18 protein-coding genes are annotated in these 17,455 nt (G+C 39.8%); 7 read left to right on the top strand and 11 right to left on the bottom strand.

Features of this window, described 5'->3' with window-relative positions:
• From CSC79_RS11965 to CSC79_RS11940, 6 genes are all read right to left on the bottom strand, one after another.
• Nucleotides 1-317: M20/M25/M40 family metallo-hydrolase (locus tag CSC79_RS11965; RefSeq protein ID WP_143483831.1), on the bottom strand; the 317-nt coding region annotated here is incomplete at its 3' end.
• The gene (locus CSC79_RS11960; RefSeq protein ID WP_099295639.1) at nt 314-661 is read right to left on the bottom strand and encodes an ArsC family reductase; all 348 of its coding nucleotides are present in this window, start codon (nt 659-661) and stop codon (nt 314-316) included. The genes CSC79_RS11965 and CSC79_RS11960, both read right to left, overlap by 4 nt.
• A 1-nt stretch (nt 662) precedes the next feature.
• Complete coding sequence (locus CSC79_RS11955) at nt 663-1,160, bottom strand: PTS glucose transporter subunit IIA (protein WP_099295638.1); 498 nt, start codon at nt 1,158-1,160, stop codon at nt 663-665.
• Between the two features lie 2 nt (nt 1,161-1,162).
• Nucleotides 1,163-1,555 (bottom strand): ACT domain-containing protein, encoded by a 393-nt coding sequence (locus CSC79_RS11950; protein WP_099295637.1) that lies wholly within the window; start codon nt 1,553-1,555, stop codon nt 1,163-1,165.
• Between the two features lie 296 nt (nt 1,556-1,851).
• Complete coding sequence (pta, locus tag CSC79_RS11945; RefSeq protein WP_099296014.1) at nt 1,852-4,005, bottom strand: phosphate acetyltransferase; 2,154 nt, start codon at nt 4,003-4,005, stop codon at nt 1,852-1,854.
• A 1-nt stretch (nt 4,006) separates the two neighbouring features.
• On the bottom strand, nt 4,007-5,221 hold the full coding sequence (locus CSC79_RS11940; protein WP_099296013.1) for an acetate kinase: 1,215 nt from the start codon (nt 5,219-5,221) through the stop codon (nt 4,007-4,009).
• A gap of 311 nt (nt 5,222-5,532) precedes the next feature.
• Here CSC79_RS11940 and yfbV point away from each other — a divergent pair, with 311 nt between their 5' ends.
• Nucleotides 5,533-5,979: a terminus macrodomain insulation protein YfbV gene (gene yfbV, locus CSC79_RS11935; protein ID WP_099296012.1), complete on the top strand. Its 447-nt coding sequence runs from the start codon at nt 5,533-5,535 to the stop codon at nt 5,977-5,979.
• A 30-nt stretch (nt 5,980-6,009) separates the two neighbouring features.
• Here the strand turns inward: yfbV and rlmA are convergent, their stop codons facing one another.
• Genes rlmA through xthA form a run of 3 tightly spaced genes read right to left on the bottom strand, consistent with a single transcriptional unit; the run spans nt 6,010 to nt 8,294 of the window.
• Entirely contained in the window at nt 6,010-6,810 is an 801-nt protein-coding gene (rlmA, locus tag CSC79_RS11930) for a 23S rRNA (guanine(745)-N(1))-methyltransferase (protein ID WP_099296011.1), read from the bottom strand.
• On the bottom strand, nt 6,807-7,484 hold the full coding sequence (locus tag CSC79_RS11925) for an energy-coupling factor ABC transporter permease (RefSeq protein WP_237114010.1): 678 nt from the start codon (nt 7,482-7,484) through the stop codon (nt 6,807-6,809). Before CSC79_RS11925 ends, rlmA begins: the two co-directional genes overlap by 4 nt.
• Before the next feature lie 3 nt (nt 7,485-7,487).
• Nucleotides 7,488-8,294: an exodeoxyribonuclease III gene (gene xthA / locus CSC79_RS11920; RefSeq protein ID WP_099296010.1), complete on the bottom strand. Its 807-nt coding sequence runs from the start codon at nt 8,292-8,294 to the stop codon at nt 7,488-7,490.
• Between the two features lie 236 nt (nt 8,295-8,530).
• Between xthA and CSC79_RS11915 the strand changes: the two genes are divergently transcribed.
• The 4 genes from CSC79_RS11915 (at nt 8,531) to rluB (ending at nt 11,287) form a co-directional block, all read left to right on the top strand.
• Nucleotides 8,531-8,962: an exonuclease III gene (locus CSC79_RS11915; RefSeq protein WP_099296009.1), complete on the top strand. Its 432-nt coding sequence runs from the start codon at nt 8,531-8,533 to the stop codon at nt 8,960-8,962.
• 198 nt (nt 8,963-9,160) lie between these two features.
• Nucleotides 9,161-9,682: a calcium-binding protein gene (locus tag CSC79_RS11910; RefSeq protein ID WP_099296008.1), complete on the top strand. Its 522-nt coding sequence runs from the start codon at nt 9,161-9,163 to the stop codon at nt 9,680-9,682.
• Between the two features lie 148 nt (nt 9,683-9,830).
• Nucleotides 9,831-10,421 (top strand): SMC-Scp complex subunit ScpB, encoded by a 591-nt coding sequence (scpB, locus tag CSC79_RS11905; RefSeq protein ID WP_099296007.1) that lies wholly within the window; start codon nt 9,831-9,833, stop codon nt 10,419-10,421.
• Complete coding sequence (rluB, locus tag CSC79_RS11900; protein WP_087534338.1) at nt 10,418-11,287, top strand: 23S rRNA pseudouridine(2605) synthase RluB; 870 nt, start codon at nt 10,418-10,420, stop codon at nt 11,285-11,287. Before scpB ends, rluB begins: the two co-directional genes overlap by 4 nt.
• A gap of 50 nt (nt 11,288-11,337) precedes the next feature.
• Here the strand turns inward: rluB and CSC79_RS11895 are convergent, their stop codons facing one another.
• A complete protein-coding gene (locus CSC79_RS11895) occupies nt 11,338-12,090 on the bottom strand; it encodes a YciK family oxidoreductase (RefSeq protein WP_099296006.1) in 753 nt (250 codons plus the stop codon).
• A 253-nt stretch (nt 12,091-12,343) separates the two neighbouring features.
• Here CSC79_RS11895 and CSC79_RS11890 point away from each other — a divergent pair, with 253 nt between their 5' ends.
• Together CSC79_RS11890 and sohB are read left to right on the top strand one after the other, a co-directional pair.
• The gene (locus tag CSC79_RS11890; RefSeq protein ID WP_099296005.1) at nt 12,344-14,800 is read left to right on the top strand and encodes a VolA/Pla-1 family phospholipase; all 2,457 of its coding nucleotides are present in this window, start codon (nt 12,344-12,346) and stop codon (nt 14,798-14,800) included.
• 118 nt (nt 14,801-14,918) lie between these two features.
• A complete protein-coding gene (gene sohB, locus CSC79_RS11885; RefSeq protein WP_099296004.1) occupies nt 14,919-15,944 on the top strand; it encodes a protease SohB in 1,026 nt (341 codons plus the stop codon).
• Between the two features lie 59 nt (nt 15,945-16,003).
• Here sohB and CSC79_RS11880 read toward each other — a convergent pair whose 3' ends face one another.
• Nucleotides 16,004-17,338 carry a dicarboxylate/amino acid:cation symporter gene (locus CSC79_RS11880; protein WP_099296003.1) on the bottom strand — a complete coding sequence of 445 codons (1,335 nt, stop codon included), beginning with the start codon at nt 17,336-17,338 and terminating at the stop codon, nt 16,004-16,006.
• Between the last annotated feature and the right edge of the window lie 117 nt (nt 17,339-17,455).

Genomic DNA, 17,455 nt, shown 5'->3' with positions numbered 1-17,455 from the left:
GCTAAAGAGCCTTTCATATCTGCAGCACCGCGACCGTGCAACATACCCTCTTCAATCAGGCCTGAAAACGGAGGATGTTGCCAGTTTTCTTCTGGACCAGTTGGCACGACATCAGTATGACCTGCAAAACAAAAATGTGGGGAAGTAGTGCCTTTTCGAGCCCAAGTATTCAGCGTGTCTGTAAAAAACATTGATTCGATGTTAAAGCCGATGGCTTCGAGGCGTTTATTCATCATTGCCTGACAATTAGCATCCTCAGGGGTGACTGAACGACGTTGTATTAATGCTTGTGCTAATTCAATAACAGGGTTCTTCATGCTGCAAAAATCTCATCATATTGTTGGGCTTTAAAGCCTAAATAATAAGAGCCTGCATGTATTAGCACAGGGCGTTTGATCATTGCAGGGTGCTCTACTAATAAATCAAGTGCTTTATCTTTATCGAGTGTTTGCTTTTGTTCATCAGATAGTTGACGATAAGTCGTGCCTCGTTTATTGAGAAGGTCTTGCCAGTCAATGTGTTCTGAAAATGTGGTAACCATTTCTTTCGAAATGCCGTCTTTACGATAATCATGAAATGAAAATTCGATATTCTTATCAGTTAAATATTTTTTAGCTTTTTTAATTGTGTCGCAATTGCTAATGCCGTAAAGGGTCGTCATATTATTTCTTCTTGGTTAGCGTTAATAAAGTGTCTATCCCCGCGCTAACGTGGGACAAAGAGTAATGTATGGGCGTTAGTTGGTGCCCATTTAATAAAGTAAGGGTTGCTAATAACGGCGTGTTGAGATTGCGTAAATCAAAATAGGCAAGCCGTTGTCCTTTAACAATTTTACTTCCATTTAACTGGGCTATGTGCGTATGTAGCATATCGACTTGTTGATCAATATGTAAGTTAATCAGTATTTTTAAGCCGTTTTTTGCTTGCAGTATAAACTCAGTACCTGCATTTTTTACTTGAATTAAAATACCATCGAAAGGTGCTAACACTTTGTGACTCGTTAATTCTACGATGATGCCAGGACCCAATGTGCCGAATTTGAAAAAGGGTTCAGGATGATCACTCAGTGGTCTCACTTTACCTGTAAATGGGCTGGTAATGTGTAAACAAGCGCGATCAGTTTGTGCTTGAGGTGAAAAGGAAATATCAATATGTTTCATTATTAGGTAGGCTCTTCGAGCACAGTGTATCCATCTTTTTTCAATGTTTTAATAGCGTCGCTGATACGCTGCTTTTTGACTAATATATAATCAGTGTCGTAGGTAGATAATGCAAAAATTGAAATGCTGGCATTCGCTAATACCCCCGATATGTTTGCCATAATACCGGTGAGTGAAAAACCTAAGGGGCCGACAACTTCCAAAGCGAGCCAATTATGTTCTGCATCCAAACTATTGATAATAAAACTACTTGGGCAAACAATAGACAATTCATCATGGGTTTTAGAGATGAAAAAAATTTTTTCTTTAAACAAATCGCTTGGAATAGGGCTATCAACATCAAGGCTATGTATAGTAAATACGGTACTATGGAGTTGTAATGTTTGCTTTGACATTATAGACCCTTATTAAATTTGAACTTTCTTTACTGAATAGTATAGCTAAAAAGCATTGAATAAAAGTGTAATCTTGTCCACAGTTTCTGTGGATAACAATGGGGTTAGTTAGGTATAACCTCTGTAAGTTGTTAAATTATCAGTTTTTGTACCCAAGCCACCTTAATATGAAGAATTCAGCGTTTCACAGGGGGCTTAATATCAAGGCGTTATTTTGCAAGCATGCCTATCTCTTTAAGAAGTAACCACGATTTAAGTGTAAAGTAAGCGAGAGGCTTACTTTACACATCTACTAACTACTTGAGATTAGCAACTTGCTCGGCTTGGATTGCTGTTAATGCAATGGTGTAGACGATATCATCCACTAATGCCCCTCGGCTTAAATCATTAACAGGCTTGCGCATACCTTGTAACATGGGACCTATACTAATTAAATCAGCACTTCGCTGAACGGCTTTGTAGGTTGTGTTACCAGTATTCAAATCCGGGAAAATAAACACCGTAGCTTTCCCTGCAACAGGGCTGTTAGGTGCTTTTTTCAGTGCCACATTTTCCATAATGGCCGCATCGTATTGGAGTGGGCCATCAATAATAAGATCTGGACGTTTTTGTTGCGCTAACTGGGTTGCTTCACGCACTTTTTCAACATCAGCTCCAGTGCCTGAAGTGCCTGTGCTGTAACTTATCATTGCCACACGTGGCTCAATACCAAATGCTGCTGCAGAGTCTGCTGATTGAATAGCAATATCCGCGAGTTGCTCTGCTGAAGGGTCTGGGTTAATAGCACAATCACCATACACAAGTACTTGATCTGGTAACAGCATGAAAAATACAGACGACACTAATGAAGAGCCCGGTGCTGTTTTAATTAGTTGTAGTGGTGGCCTTATGGTATTTGCCGTGGTATTTACAGCACCAGAAACTAACCCATCAACAACACCCTGTTCGAGCATCATAGTACCAAGTACGACGTTGTCTTGAAGCTGCTCTAGCGCAACAACCTCAGTTAACCCTTTGGTTTTTCTAATTTCAACCATGGGAGCAACATAGTCTTGAAGTACCTGTTGTGGTTCAACAATCGTTACGTTTTCATTTAGTTCAACACCTTGTTGCACTGCGATACGGAGTATTTCTTCTCTATCACCTAAAAGCACTGTTTTAGCGATACCACGCATGCCGCAAATAGCCGCTGCTTTAATGGTGCGGGGTTCATTACCTTCAGGTAAAACAACTGTTTTATTAGCATGGCGGGCTTTATCTGTGAGTAAATACCTAAAAGCAGGAGGAGACATTTTACGTGTTTTCCCCACACTCTTTGCCAGCGTATCTAACCAATCAGAGTCAATGAAGCTAGCATTATGATATTTCACTTTATCAATGCGTTGAATGTCATCACAGGGAACTTCCATATTGAAGTTATGCAGTAACAAAGAGGTGCGCCAGGTATCGGCTTCAGTGCACAAAATTGGCAAGCCTGTTGCCATTGCCTGTTCACATAAAGTCATTATTCGTGGTTCTGGTTTAAATCCGCCTGTTAGTAAAATAGCACCAATTTTTGTGCCGTTCATTGCTGATAAACAAGCAGCAACAAGCACATCAGAACGATCACCCGGTGTAACAAGTAGTGCACCTGGAGTGAAGTGGTTCAGTATATTAGATACTGTGCGTGCACAAAAAGTAACGCGGCGTAGTCGCCTATGGACCATGTCACCTTCGTTCAATACCTCTGCTTTTAGATACGCACTTAAATCTTTTACCCTAGGTGCAACTAACTCAAAATCCCACGGTATTGAGCCTAGTAACATAAACGGGTGTTTTCTAAACAATGGTAATGACGCTAAACGGTTTACTTCGTTCTCTAAAGCATCTGGGTTATGGGAGTCAACTAAATCTGCGCGAGCTCGTCCTTCTTCATCAAGTGGGGCGTTCACCTTGTTAAATATACAGCCTAAAACACGTGCATGACCAACACCACCATAATAACCTGCGGCTATTTCTAGTTTATCTTCAATTTGGTCGTTGCTGTCACTCCCAGGGGTAAGGATAAAAACTATTTCTGCCCCTAAGGTTTGTGCAATCTCACGATTAACTCGCCCAGCATAAGGTTGACGACGGGTTGGTACCATCCCTTCAATGATGGCTACTTCATCATTACTTATGGTGCTTTCAAACCGCTCAACAATTTCTTCTAGCAGGTCATCACCTTTACCATCACCAATCATTTGCTCTGCATAATCAAGTGCAAATGGGGTAGGCGGGTTGATCGGGGAGCCTTGAGTCACAATTTGTGTTGATTTTTCAGGACCTGTTTCTCCTGAGCGAGGTTGAGCAATAGGTTTAAAAAAATTAACTTTTACTGCTTTTTGCTCAAGCGCACGGACTAATCCTACAGACACAGATGTTAAACCAACACCTGTTGAGATAGGTACTAACATTATTCTACGTGCCATACTATTGCTCCTGTGCGATGTTTGCAGCATCTTGGGCTATTACCCACTCTTCATTAGTAGGCATAACAACGGCTGTTGTATTTGCATGTTCAGAACTGATGATACCTTGAGTACCAAAACGGGCGTCTAAGTTTGCTTGTGTATCGCAATCAAGACCTAAAAAGGTGAGCTGTTTAATTACTTTACTGCGGATTAAATCTGAATTCTCGCCAATTCCTCCAGTAAAAATTAGTGCGTCTAGTCTTTGTATAGGCACCATAAATGAGGCTATTTGCTTGGCAAGTCGATAACAAAACATGTCCAGTGCAAGGGTCGCTCTTTCATTCCCAGCAAGAGCTGCTTCTTCAATCGTGCGGCAATCGTTGGATAGCTCACTAATGCCCAGTAATCCACTTTCTTTATTGAGCAAATCATCTATTCTTGTAGCTGTGTAATCTAATTGTGATGTTAAAAAATTAAATAGGCCTGGGTCAATATCACCACTGCGAGTCCCCATCATTAAACCTTCCAGCGGAGTTAAGCCCATGCTGGTATCAACACTTTTCCCATTTTTTATTGCGCATACTGAACAGCCATTACCCAAGTGTGCACTAATGAAATTACTATGCTCCAGCGGCTTTTTCAATAATTTGGCTGTTTGACTTGCCACATAGTAATGACTAGTGCCATGAAAGCCATAACGTCTAACACCGTAATTGGTATACAGCTTGTAAGGCAGGGCATATAAATAGGCTACTTGCTCCATCGTTTGATGGTACGCAGTATCAAATACGGCTATTTGTGGCAGCCCTGTAAACGATGCCTGCGCAGCAGCGATACCTAATAAATTAGCGTGGCCATGCAATGGGGCCAAGGTAGCCGCCTTAGTAATACCTTCAATAACAGACTCATCAATAAGCACTGACTTGGTAAAATGTTCTCCACCGTGTACAACGCGGTGTCCAACAGCAATCAGGTTATCTGCTAGACTGTGATCTTTTATAAGTTTAACTAGCGTATCTATGGCATGAGCGTGGGCTTGGCCTTTTGCCAGTTCAACCACGTTTTTCTTGCCTTGATACTTATATTTTATGGAGGGAGTATCAGAACCTAAACGTTCGGCGAGGCCTGAAATCACTTCGTTTGAAGAGTGTGCATCTATAATTGCAAATTTAAGGCTTGAGCTGCCACAATTAAGCACGAGTACATGGTGGAGAGAATTGGATTGCAATGGCATAAATAGGTCTCATTTTGGCTATAACAGTAAGTGTGCATTAATCTAGCGCAGGTTATAAATACAACAGCGCATACCAAATGACTAAAGATAAATAGTAATTTGCCGATTACTAGCTATGATTAAACTAAAGTCTAGTTGATTTAATGCATATTATTTTAACGCATTCATATATAAAACGTTAGCCATAACATTGATTAAACTCAAGGTTTATCTAGGTTTTGTTAGCAATTAGATTTTACAAAGGAATGTCGTTTTGAGTATGGTACACTCGAAGAGTTAAACCGTTAAACCAGCGACACCGAGGAGTCATGATGCAAAACAGTGTGATGTCACAAGTCCAAACAGGTCGAGAATACGCAAAAAAGTGGCCAATGCGCAAAGAACTTGCGCCTCTATTTGCTGAGTTTAAGGTCATAAAAGCCACCGAGCATGCAATTACAGTTATGCCGATACTGGCAATGCTGACATTATTTATGCAAATTAATTACCTTGGTAGTGATTTTTTACCACAGGCGATCGCAGTAGCGTTGTTCTTTTTATCATTGCCGTTACAAGGTCTTCTGTGGCTAGGTAAGCGTGCAGAGACAACTCTTGAACCTGCTATGGAACATTGGTTTAAAGAGTTACACACGAAAATGGTGGCAAATGGTTACCAAGGGTCTTTGGGTAAAAATAAACCACGTTATGCGGATCTGGCCCATTTACTTAATGATATGTTTGATAAAATGGACCGTGCTTTTACCAGAGAAAACCTCTAGGGTCTGTTAACCTTGAAAGGCCAACAAACCCTAGTCGACTTTTCTAAAATGACTTATATAAAACGATAAGGTGACAGTTTGCTCACCTTGTTTTTCTAACTCCTGCCAATGTTCAGGCCTAAACTTCCACGCGAACGGTGTCATGGTGATGAGGTTTTTAACGTCTTCAAACCCAAGTTTCACCTTTTGTTCAATCAAGTTTTGCTGGATTAACGTAAAGTTCTGTGGTGCAGCTACCGGCGTATGGGCGTTTACTTCTCGATAAATTTTTTGTTTTAGCTCTTTTAAGTGCCAAGGGCCAGGGCTTGCTACAATTAATGACCCATTTTTGCTTAATAAACGGGTAAGCTCTTGTTCAAACAAAGGAGCGAAAATGCTAATAAGTACGTCACTTTGGTAATCAGCAAATGGAGCTTGGCTTATTGAAGCGACACTAAATTGGCAGTTTTCATAGCGTTTGGCGGCATATTTTATTGCAGACTTAGATATATCAACGCCATACATCTTACCTTGGCATTTGTTCGCAATTGCATGTGTGTAAAAGCCTTCTCCACATCCTAAATCAATTACATTTTTTGGCGATAGTTCAGCGACCAGTGTCGCGATTGCTTGTTGCAAAAACTGATAGTGCCCGGTGCTTAAAAACGCACGGCGAGCTTGCACCATATCAAGGTTATCACCAGGTTGCTTTGAGTTTTTATTTTGCACAGGCAAAAGGTTTACATAGCCTTCTTTAGCATAATCGAAAGTATGGTTATTATCACATCGCAGTGATTTTTCAATTAGCTGCAAAGGCGATTGGCACAAAGGGCATTGATACGCGAGACTCATGAGTCTAGATAATCCTTGTCGTAAAATGTTTTCACCCAGTGCGGGCGATAAGTAATAAGTATTGAAATTGCCATGCCATTTAGCATCGCTTCAGGAAACCAAATAATGGCGCACAAGTATAAGTAATTTTCGCTTAATTCGTACCAATTATAGCTGCCTGAAAAATAGTAAAAGGCACTTACAGTGATTATTTTAACGCAACTGACTATCCCAGCGCATAAAAAACTGCAGATAAAGATATAAATAAAGAAATGACGAGGTAGTAGGTTGTAACAAATGATAAAAACACAATAGCTAAAGAGTATAGGGATAAATGCTGTTAATAGTAAATGTAAGGGCAACTGTGCCAAGCTAAGCTGACCAAAGGCTACAAGCAGAACACTTGCAAAAGTTGCACTTAAAATGGCAAAGCGCCAACCAAGTACTAAAGTGATAGCGGTGATACCTAATATGTGTAGTTCAAGGCCAGGTAAAATACCCGCTTTAATCTGCCATAAAACACAAAATACGATTGCGCAGGAAAATGCGCCAGTTTGACGTGCCGAGGTTTTAATAAGGCTTTTATAAAGTGCCTTATCAAAACTACCCCAAGCAATAACCCCAACCACAAGCCATAAAACTAACTGCATATTCGTGCTAATAAGCGCTGTGAGTTCAGGGTTATTAAACATCATAAATTAACTAAAAGTTGACCAAATAGGAGCATGATCAGACGGTTTTTCTATGCCTCTTAATTCGTAGTCAATACCTGCATCAGTACAGCGCGCTGCTAATGCAGGGGTTGCAAGTACCACATCGATGCGTAAGCCTCGATTGTCATCGAACCCTTTGGAGCGGTAATCAAACCAAGAATATTGCTCACCTGTGTCAGGGTAAAGCTCACGGTAGGTATCTTTAAAGCCCCAATTCATTAACGTGGCTAGCCACTCGCGTTCTATTGGTTGAAAAGAGCATTTGCCGGTTTTTAACCAACGTTTACGGTTTGGCTCGCCAATTCCAATGTCTAAATCGGTCGGAGAGATATTTATATCACCCATGACGATGACATCTTCCTCAGCGCTATGGTTAGTATCAAGGTGATTCATAAGATCGGTGTAAAACTGGCGCTTATAAGGAAACTTAGTCTCGTGATTGATGTTGTCACCTTGAGGAAAGTATCCATTCATCACAGTTAGGTCGCGACCATTTTCTTGTGTGACGGTTACACTGATCATACGTTTTTGTGACTCTTCAGTGTCTGTAGCAAAACCTTTAAATACGGACTTAGGTTCACTTTTACACAGCATAGCCACACCGTAATGTGCTTTTTGACCATGGAAATAAACGTGATACCCCATTTTTTGAACATCGTCTAAAGGAAAAGCTTCATCATGCACTTTAATTTCTTGTAAGCCGATAATATCTGGTTGATGTTTATCAATGATTGCTTGTAGTTGATGCAAACGAGCACGAAGCCCGTTGATGTTAAAAGAAATGACTTTCATATGTTTGGCCTAAAAGAGTATTTGTTTTGCTAAATTCTATCATCAAAATGAGCTTGATACATGTGCTTATTCATTACGTAAAGTTGGTTTAATGTTGTGCAAATGATGATTATTTATTAAACATTGTTAACCTTCCATTAAATAACAAATTAAATGAATTATTCAATTGATTTGTGTTTTTCTGTATATATAATGCGCGAAACAAACCCGTTCAAACCATTTTATACAGGTCAGTCATGAAAAAACAACTTTTAGCCATTTTCGTTGCAACAGTATCATTCTCACAGGTTACTCAAGCAGCTGAATATTTTAGTGCAGATAAAAAAATTGAATCAAAGTTATGTTCAATCAGTGCAAATGAAGGTTTCTCTGCGGCTCGCAAAGTAGCTTCTAAGCACGGTATTTTTTTATCGCGCTATTCGCAAAGCATTTTGTGTAATGGTGAAGATATTCGTTCAATTGCTAAAAAAGTTGAAATGAAAAACCGCGACGTAAAAATGATTCAAGTATTTGCTGAAAATGACCAAACTGAAACGCAATTGTGTATTACAGCTGTTAAAAAAGGTCTTGAGCCAGTTAGGGCAAAAATCGGTAACTTAAACTCACTGCGTTGTAATGGTGAAGTGGTGACTGATTTTGTTAAGCGTTACCAAAACGCTGCTATCTAATAGCAATATTTGATTAAGAAAGCGCTTATACAGCGCTTTTTTTGTGTGTGAAACTTTTACAGGAAAGCTGAAAAGTTTTTATGGTTTCTTCAGGTTTAAATTTTACCTTGCTGTATACTGTTGATTTTTAATGATAAAAATTGTGGCTTGGTACTTGTATTTAATTAAGTGAATTTAATTTATTACAAGGAATCTCTTATGAAAAAGTTAACACTCGCATCTACTATTTTGGCTGCTCTTACCCTGAGTGCGTGTTCATCAAATGCATCAATGGACAAAATCAGCAGTGATTTTGGTAGTCTAGATAATGACAACGATGGATATATTTCAAAAGTAGAAGCCGACGATGATGACATTTGGTCACATTTCTCTAATATTGATACCAATATGGATGAGCAAATTAGTCGTGAGGAGTTTTCAACTTATACTCAGCTAAATACAGGTAAAGTAGCCACTGATAGTGAAGTGAGTGAATCAGCTTTCAAAGCAGAGATAGCTAAATTTGACCCTATTGAAAGTAATTTCTCTTCTTTAGACAACGACAGCAATGGGTATATTTCTGTTGTTGAAGCAAATGACGATGACATCGCAAACCACTTTGGTTATATAGATGCTAATAAAGATAAGCGTGTGAGCAAAAATGAGTTTATGAGCTACATCAGAGCACACGGTAGTGAAGTGGCTGAAGATGAAGCGCTTGAAATGTTGAAAAACAGTTAATTAAAATTTTTCCAATAAAACATAAAATGTCAGCATAGTCGCTGGCATTTTTTTTGGGTTTTTAGATAATAATTTTTCCAACAATCGGTGTATTCTGTCATAATGAGTGGTTAATCAGTTCCGCGAAAATTAATTTATGGTTTTATAGATGGCAACAAAACGAGTAAGTGATGAGCAGCTCATTGAGATCATTGAAGCAGCGATTTTTGTTGCGCCAAAACCATTAAATAAACGATACATTAAAGACACCGTATTAATTGATTTGAGTGTGTCTATGGCACGCGTGAATCAAGCGATAGAGCATATTCAAATACATTACCAAACACGTGGTATCCGTTTGGTTGAAGTCGCAAGTGGTTATCGTTTTCAAGCTTGTGAAAGCCTAGCACCTTGGTTAAGTAACTTATTCCAAGAGCGTGCTCCAAAATATTCACGTGCCTTATTAGAAACGCTGTCATTGATAGCTTATCGCCAGCCAATTACCCGTGGTGAGATAGAACAAGTACGGGGTGTCGCTGTGGGTTCTGGTATAATGAAATCCCTGCTTGAAAGAGAGTGGGTACACGTCGTTGGTTATAAAGAAGTTCCTGGAAAACCAGCTCTTTATGCAACGACAAAACAATTTTTAGATTATTTTTCGTTAACTGGTCTTGATAACTTACCTGAACTGCCAAAGCAGCAAATAAGTAAGATTGATCAGTTATTGAGTGATCCTTCTGTGAGAGAACTATCCGAATGAGTATACAAGGTGAAAAGCTACAAAAAGTCCTCGCGAGAGCCGGTGTTGGTTCGCGTCGTGAAATGGAAAAGTACATCGATGCTAATCGTGTAAGTGTAAACGGTAAAGTAGCAAAGTTAGGCGATCGGGTTGAAGAAACAGATCAAATCCGTGTAGATGGGCATACCGTAAAAATAGAAGAGAAAGCAGAGCGTATTTGCCGTGTAATTATGTATAACAAACCTGAAGGGGAGTTGTGTACGCGTAAAGACCCTGAAGGTCGCCGTACTGTATTTGATCGCTTGCCGCGTATTGATGGCGAACGCTGGATAGCGGTTGGACGATTGGACATCAATACAGCTGGTTTAATGTTGTTTACCAATGATGGTGAATTAGCTAATCGTTTGATGCACCCAAGTTATGAAGTTGAACGTGAATATTCTGCCCGCGTATTTGGTGAAGTGACTAACGAGACTATTAAGAACCTCACTAAAGGTGTTGAGCTTGAAGATGGCATGGCTAAGTTTTTAAACATTAAACCACTGGGCGGTGAAGGTATTAACCGTTGGTATAATGTGACACTTACAGAGGGACGTAATCGTGAAGTGCGCCGTTTGTGGCAATCTCAAGAGGTTGAAGTGTCAAGATTGATACGTATTCGTTACGGTAAACTAGAGCTGGATAAACGCTTGCCACAGGGTGGCTGGAGTGAGTTAGATTTAGAGACTGTAAATTATTTGCGCAAGACAGTTAAACTAGGTCGTGAGACACAAACTAAGCTCTCAGTTATGCCTGAAAAACGCAAAGATAAACGCGCGAAGATAAATCAGATTCGTAAGGCTGTTAAAAAACATAACAACCGAGTTAAGCAAACTAAACGTCGTTAATTGATAGCGTTTAAAGAAAGCCGCAAATTGCGGCTTTTTTCGTTTTTAACCTATGCCGGTTTTTTTGTTTGAGCGTCTAATGATTGCCCATTTACCGCATTAGAATCGTCACTCATTAAATATAAATATGTAGGCATTAAGTCTTCAGGTGTAGCAAGTTTATCTCTGTCCTCACCAGGGTAGGCCGTTGCACGCATTGAAGTGCGCGTTGCGCCTGGGTTGATACAATTGATTCGGATATTTGTTTTACCGACTTCTGCAGCCCACGTTTGCATCATACCTTCTACTGCAAACTTCGAAATTGCATATGCACCCCAGAACTCTCTTCCCTCTCGTCCCACACCTGAAGAGGTAAATATAATTGAAGCACTGGGTGATTTGCGAAGAACAGGGAACATATATTTAGTGATCATTGCTTGTGCGGTTACATTCACTTTCATGATGTTATCAAATGTTGATGCACAAAAATGTTCAAGTGGACCAAGTGCCCCTATAATGCCTGCATTATTAAGCAGGCCATCTAATTTGCCAAATTGCTGCTCAATGGTTGCACCTAAATCACGGTAGTTTTGTTTTGTAGCGCCTTTTAAGTCCATAGGAACAATTGCAGGTTTTGGATAACCAAGTGCGACAATTTCATCGTATACACATTCAAGCTTTTGTGTGGTTTTTCCAAGAAGAATTACAGTCGCACCGTGTTTAGCATAAGTTATAGCTGCTACTCGGCCTATACCGTCGCCGGCACCAGTGATAAGAATTACTTTGTCTTGCAGTGCGTTATCTGCCGCTTTATAAGTTTGCATAATAGGGTACCCAAAGAATCAATTTTTGTGATTTTAACATAGCAAAACACCAAGTTATCGAATTTATTGTAAAATTAGGTGGCGAAAGTCGAAACTTTACGTTAACTTTAACTGGTCTAATGTCTCATTAATAAACTTATTACAATATTTTAACCATTATATGACTGTAACTTTGGCATTATATTTGAAACATTAACTACACTAATACAACTGAACACACAATAAAAATAAGATTATGCGCGGAGCAAATCATATGAAAAAAATGCTACTCTCACTCTCAATTACCGCTGTACTTACTGGTTGTGGCGGCGGTGAAACGTTAGAAGATGTTAAAAACGACGCACCACCGATTATCCCTACTGCAACAGTAAGTTTTGATCCATCAAACGGCGTTATCTCTGTACCAAATGATTTATTAATGAGCGGTACTCAAGACGGTACTTTAAATATTCCTGGGGAGCTTGATGATGACGGTGTATCAATTCCTCGATCTGCATATGCAGATCCGTCCTTTGCCTTAGGGGCTCTTGACGGATGGTCTAGCCAAGTACCGTACAAAATTGACTTAGTTATGCCATCGTTTATGAGTGACGATGTTCCAGATGGTGTTAGCTTAGATGCAGCGTCTGCTGGTGCACCAGGTTCAGTACGAATTTTTGAAGTTATTATGGGTGCTAGTTTAACAGATGCAGAATGTTCTCAAGCACCTGCAGGCTCTGCATGTAAACTTGTAGGTGAACTTACTTTCGGCGAAGATTTCATTACCCAAGCAAGTGGTGATGGTGTTGCAGTAATCCCTCTTAAGCCTTTCAAGGCGGGTAGTTCATACATCAACGTTGTTACGACTAATTTAAAAGACTCACTCGGGCGTTCTATTGAGCCATCTTCAACGTATGGTCTAGTTAAACAAGAAGCTCCGCTTGTCACTGAGTCTCAGCTTGCATTACAAGGGGCCGTTAATAGCTATGAAAATGTAGTTGTTTCAGGTGGCAGTATTGCAAAGGACGAAATTATTTTCTCTGCTGCAATGACCATTCAGTCAGCAGGACCGGTCCTAAGCACAATTAAGTCATTACTAGCAGCTAGTTTATCTGAGCAAAGTTTACCGACTCCTGCAGTTCAAGTACCTGAACAGCCAATGCTTACTGTGACTCAAGTTTTTGCTTCTCAAAACATTACCGGTCTATCACCGGTATTTTCGGGTGTTCAGTATCAAAAAGGTAATGTGATGTTACCTATGTATTTGTCTACACCAACAGGTAAAGAGATCTCAGACTTAGCTGCTACATATTGGCAAGGTATGTGTGATAACGCTGTAGCAGTGATGGGTTATAAAGCAGCTGCTGGCGAAGCATTCCCAACTGACCCAATTTCGACAAATGATGCAACGTGCGCTGCGTTAAGTGAGGGACGTTTACGTGACTTAGGGCTAGACAGCACCAAACATTTAACAAAGTATAACTCTATTCCTAAAGTACAAAGCATGGCAAATGTACCAGTGCAAGTCACTAAACCTATTTTGCCTGTTTTAAACGGCATACGTGCCCAAATAGGTATGGATGAGTTAATGATGCCTGAGGGTGGTTGGCCTGTTGTGATTATGCAGCATGGTATTACATCGAAAAAAGAAGATATGCTTGCGCTAACTGCTGCTTTGTCGATGCAAGGTTTTGCAACAGTTGCAATAGATCACCCAGTTCACGGTGAACGTGGGATTGATGTTGACGGTGACGGAACTGATGATTTTAATGCAAGTACAGGATCTGTTCTTGCGTATATGAACCTTCAATCATTGCTTGTTGCACGAGATAATTTAAGGCAGTCTTCAGCTGACCTATTGGGCTTACGTCTTGGTCTTAATTTCATTAATGATACATCTTTAAATACAATGGATGTTTCATTTATTGGTCACTCATTGGGCTCGGTTGTGGCACCGGCCTTTATTAGCCAAGCAAATAACCCGCTTGCAGAGCAAGTTGACCCGTTATTCAATGTAAAATCTGTTGCACTGGCGAGCGGTGGTGGTGGTTTAGCAAGCTTCTTGCTTGAATCAGCAAGCTTTGGGCCATTTGTACAAGGGTCTGTTTTAGCGTCTGCAGGTACAGCAGAGTCAGCTGAGTTTATTAGCTATATGTCGAATGAAGCTGTTTCTAACTGTGGCGCTTTAGCTGGAAACCAACAAGCCTTTATAAGTTGCGCGTACAATGAATATGTCACCTCATTGACAGTGGGTGGCGAGACTTCAAAACTTGCTAACATTCAAGGTGTAATGACTCAATTTGCGTTTGCATCTCAAACTGCATTAGACAGTGGTGATCCAACCAACTACGCAGCAGCCGTTAATGCCCTTGGCACGCCTGTATATATGAATGTGGTTGTAGGTGATGGCGAAGGTAATAAGAAAGACCAAGTAATACCGCCAACAACATCGATAAACCCGATTGCAGGTTCACTGCCTTTAGCTAAAATGATGGGCTTAATGACTGTTGATCAGTCGCAAGCACCGACCGAAGACGGTATGAGTTATCTAGTACAGTTTACCAAAGGTCACCATGGCTCAGTCCTTACTCCAGCGCCTGCTGAAGGGTCAGGGGCTACAGTTGAAGGTAGCGCGGCTGCAAACACAGAGATGCAATTACAAATAGCAAGCTATTTAGCAACTCGTGGTAAAGCATTATTAATTACCAACACTGATGTTGTAACGAATTAAATCTAGTTTAATCCAATCCAACCAATAAAAAGCCACTGAAAAGTGGCTTTTTTGTGTTTGATTGGCATGTTAGTTTAAGTTCAGTTAAATTAGAGTAAATTTATTTTGGAGATGGGCGTTGGAATTTCTTTACGAGTACGGTTTATTTTTTGCAAAAACAGTTACCTTTGTAATTGCGATAGGTGTTATCGCAATTATTATTGTTGGTTCAGCAGTAAAACCTAAGGCAAAAAAAGGTGAGATAGATATTGAAGATGTGTCAGAACAACTTGATGATTTAAAATCAAGCTTTCTTGAAAATACACTTTCGAAAAAAGCACTAAAAGCGCATCACAAAGCTGAAAAAGCAAAGGCAAAAGCAAAACAAAACAATGATGATGAGACATCTAAACCTCGATTATATGTTATTGATTTTAGTGGCAGTATGGATGCTCATGAAGTCGATAGTTTAAGAGAAGAAGTCACTGCGATTATTTCAATAGCTGACCCTAAGCAAGATAAAGTGCTTGTTAGGCTCGAAAGTGGTGGTGGGGTTGTGCATGGATACGGTTTAGCCGCCTCACAATTGCAGCGCTTAAAAAGCAAAGGTATCCACTTAACTGTTGCGATAGATAAAGTTGCTGCAAGTGGTGGGTATATGATGGCCTGTGTTGCAGATGAAATAGTGGCAGCGCCATTTGCTATTGTGGGATCTATTGGTGTAATTGCACAAATCCCTAACTTTCATAAAATACTCAAAAAGAACGACGTAGATTTTGAACAAATAACCGCTGGTGATTATAAGCGAACATTGACATTATTTGGCGAAAACACCGATAAAGGACGTGCGAAGTTTAAAGAAGAAATAGAGCAAACTCATGGTTTGTTTAAACAGTTTGTAATTCAACAGCGCCCCAGCTTAAACATTGATGCTGTAGCTACGGGAGAGCACTGGTTCGCTACTCAAGCAATTGAAAAGGGGCTTGTTGATAAGATAGAAACAAGTGACGACACGCTTTTAGGGCATCAGCAATTACGTCAAATTTATAAAGTACAGTATAAAATAAAAAAGTCACTCAGTGACAAGTTCGCGGTGGGTTTGAGCAACGCGGTGAACAAAACAGGTGTTTCGTTACTTTCTCGGTTTAAAAGCATGAACCCTTAATTTCCTTTAGATAATAAAAAACCCGCATCAAAGCGGGTTTTTTTATTATCTAACCTACATTATGAATCAGTAGGCTTTCGATAATCTTCTAACTCTTTTGCAGCATTAGGGTCATTAAATACAGTTTCATCTAATTGGCCTTCGGACTTTGCAACAACACAAGTGACCATACAGTCACCGGTTACGTTCACGGCTGTTCGAGTCATATCGAGTAAACGGTCAACACCGATAATAATTGCAATGCCTTCAACAGGTAAACCTACTTGATTAAGTACCATTGCCAGCATGATCAAACCAACGCCTGGAACACCAGCAGTACCTACAGAAGCTAAGGTTGCCGTTAATATAACCATCAAATAATCAGACAGGGTTAAGTCAACACTGAATACTTGCGCTATAAACACAGTTGCAACACCTTGCATAATCGCCGTACCGTCCATGTTTATGGTTGCACCCAAAGGAACGGTAAATGAAGCGACAGAGTTATTGGCACCAAGCTTCTTAGTTGCTGTTTCTAAAGTGATAGGCATAGTGGCACTGGAGCTTGAAGTACTAAAAGCGAATAAGCACGCATGGCGCATTTTCTTTAAGAAAGTAAGAGGGTTCAAGCCTGTTAATAGCTTAAATAAAATCGAATAATTAACTAACGCATGGATAAATAATGCAACAACGACAACACCAAAATATTTGGCCAAGCTAACAATTAGGCTTAATTCTATGGTTGTGAATAATTTTGCCATTAAACAAAATACGCCATAAGGAGCAACATTCATCAATAACGTAACTAGTTTTAGAATAACGGCGTTTAAATCTTCAAACATCACAGCTACACGTTTACCAGTGTCTCCACTAAGTGCCATTGCAATACCGAAAAGTAGTGCAAAAACGATAACTTGAAGCATATTGCCACTGGCCATTGCATCAATTGGATTGGTAGGAAACATACCTATGATGACTTGAGCAAGTGTTGGTGCTTCTTTAGCGGTATATGCAGCCTCTGTAGGTAGGTTAATACCTTCGCCTGGATTAACTAATAGCGCTAGCGTCATAGCTACGGTTATTGCAATCGCAGTGGTAATTAAATATAAACCAATCGATTTCCCCCCTAAACGGCCTAATTTTTTGGGGTCGCTTAAACTGCATGTTCCGCATACGAGGGAAACAAATACTAAAGGGACTACCAGCATTTTTAAACTGGCGATGAATATTTGACCACCAATATGAAATAAACCATCTACAAAAAAGCTTTTAATTGGCAAAGAGAATAATCCAAGAGGGATTAGATAATCGTCTTCGCCAGCTAAAATTGCCTGGAATATAAAGCCTACAGCCACACCCAAGGCCATACCAATCATTATACGTGTTGTTAAACTCATTGAACGGATTTTCGACATAGTTACAATCTATTTTTATAAATTTGCCATAGCCTAACAGTATGCAGATTTTTATACAGAAAAAATCGATAAATATGTAAAAAAAAGTTTGATAAAAAAAACAACAAATAAAGTCTT

The organism is Pseudoalteromonas sp. 3D05, assembly GCF_002723455.1.
Classification (GTDB): domain Bacteria; phylum Pseudomonadota; class Gammaproteobacteria; order Enterobacterales; family Alteromonadaceae; genus Pseudoalteromonas.
This window is presented reverse-complemented; position numbering and strand designations above follow the sequence as displayed.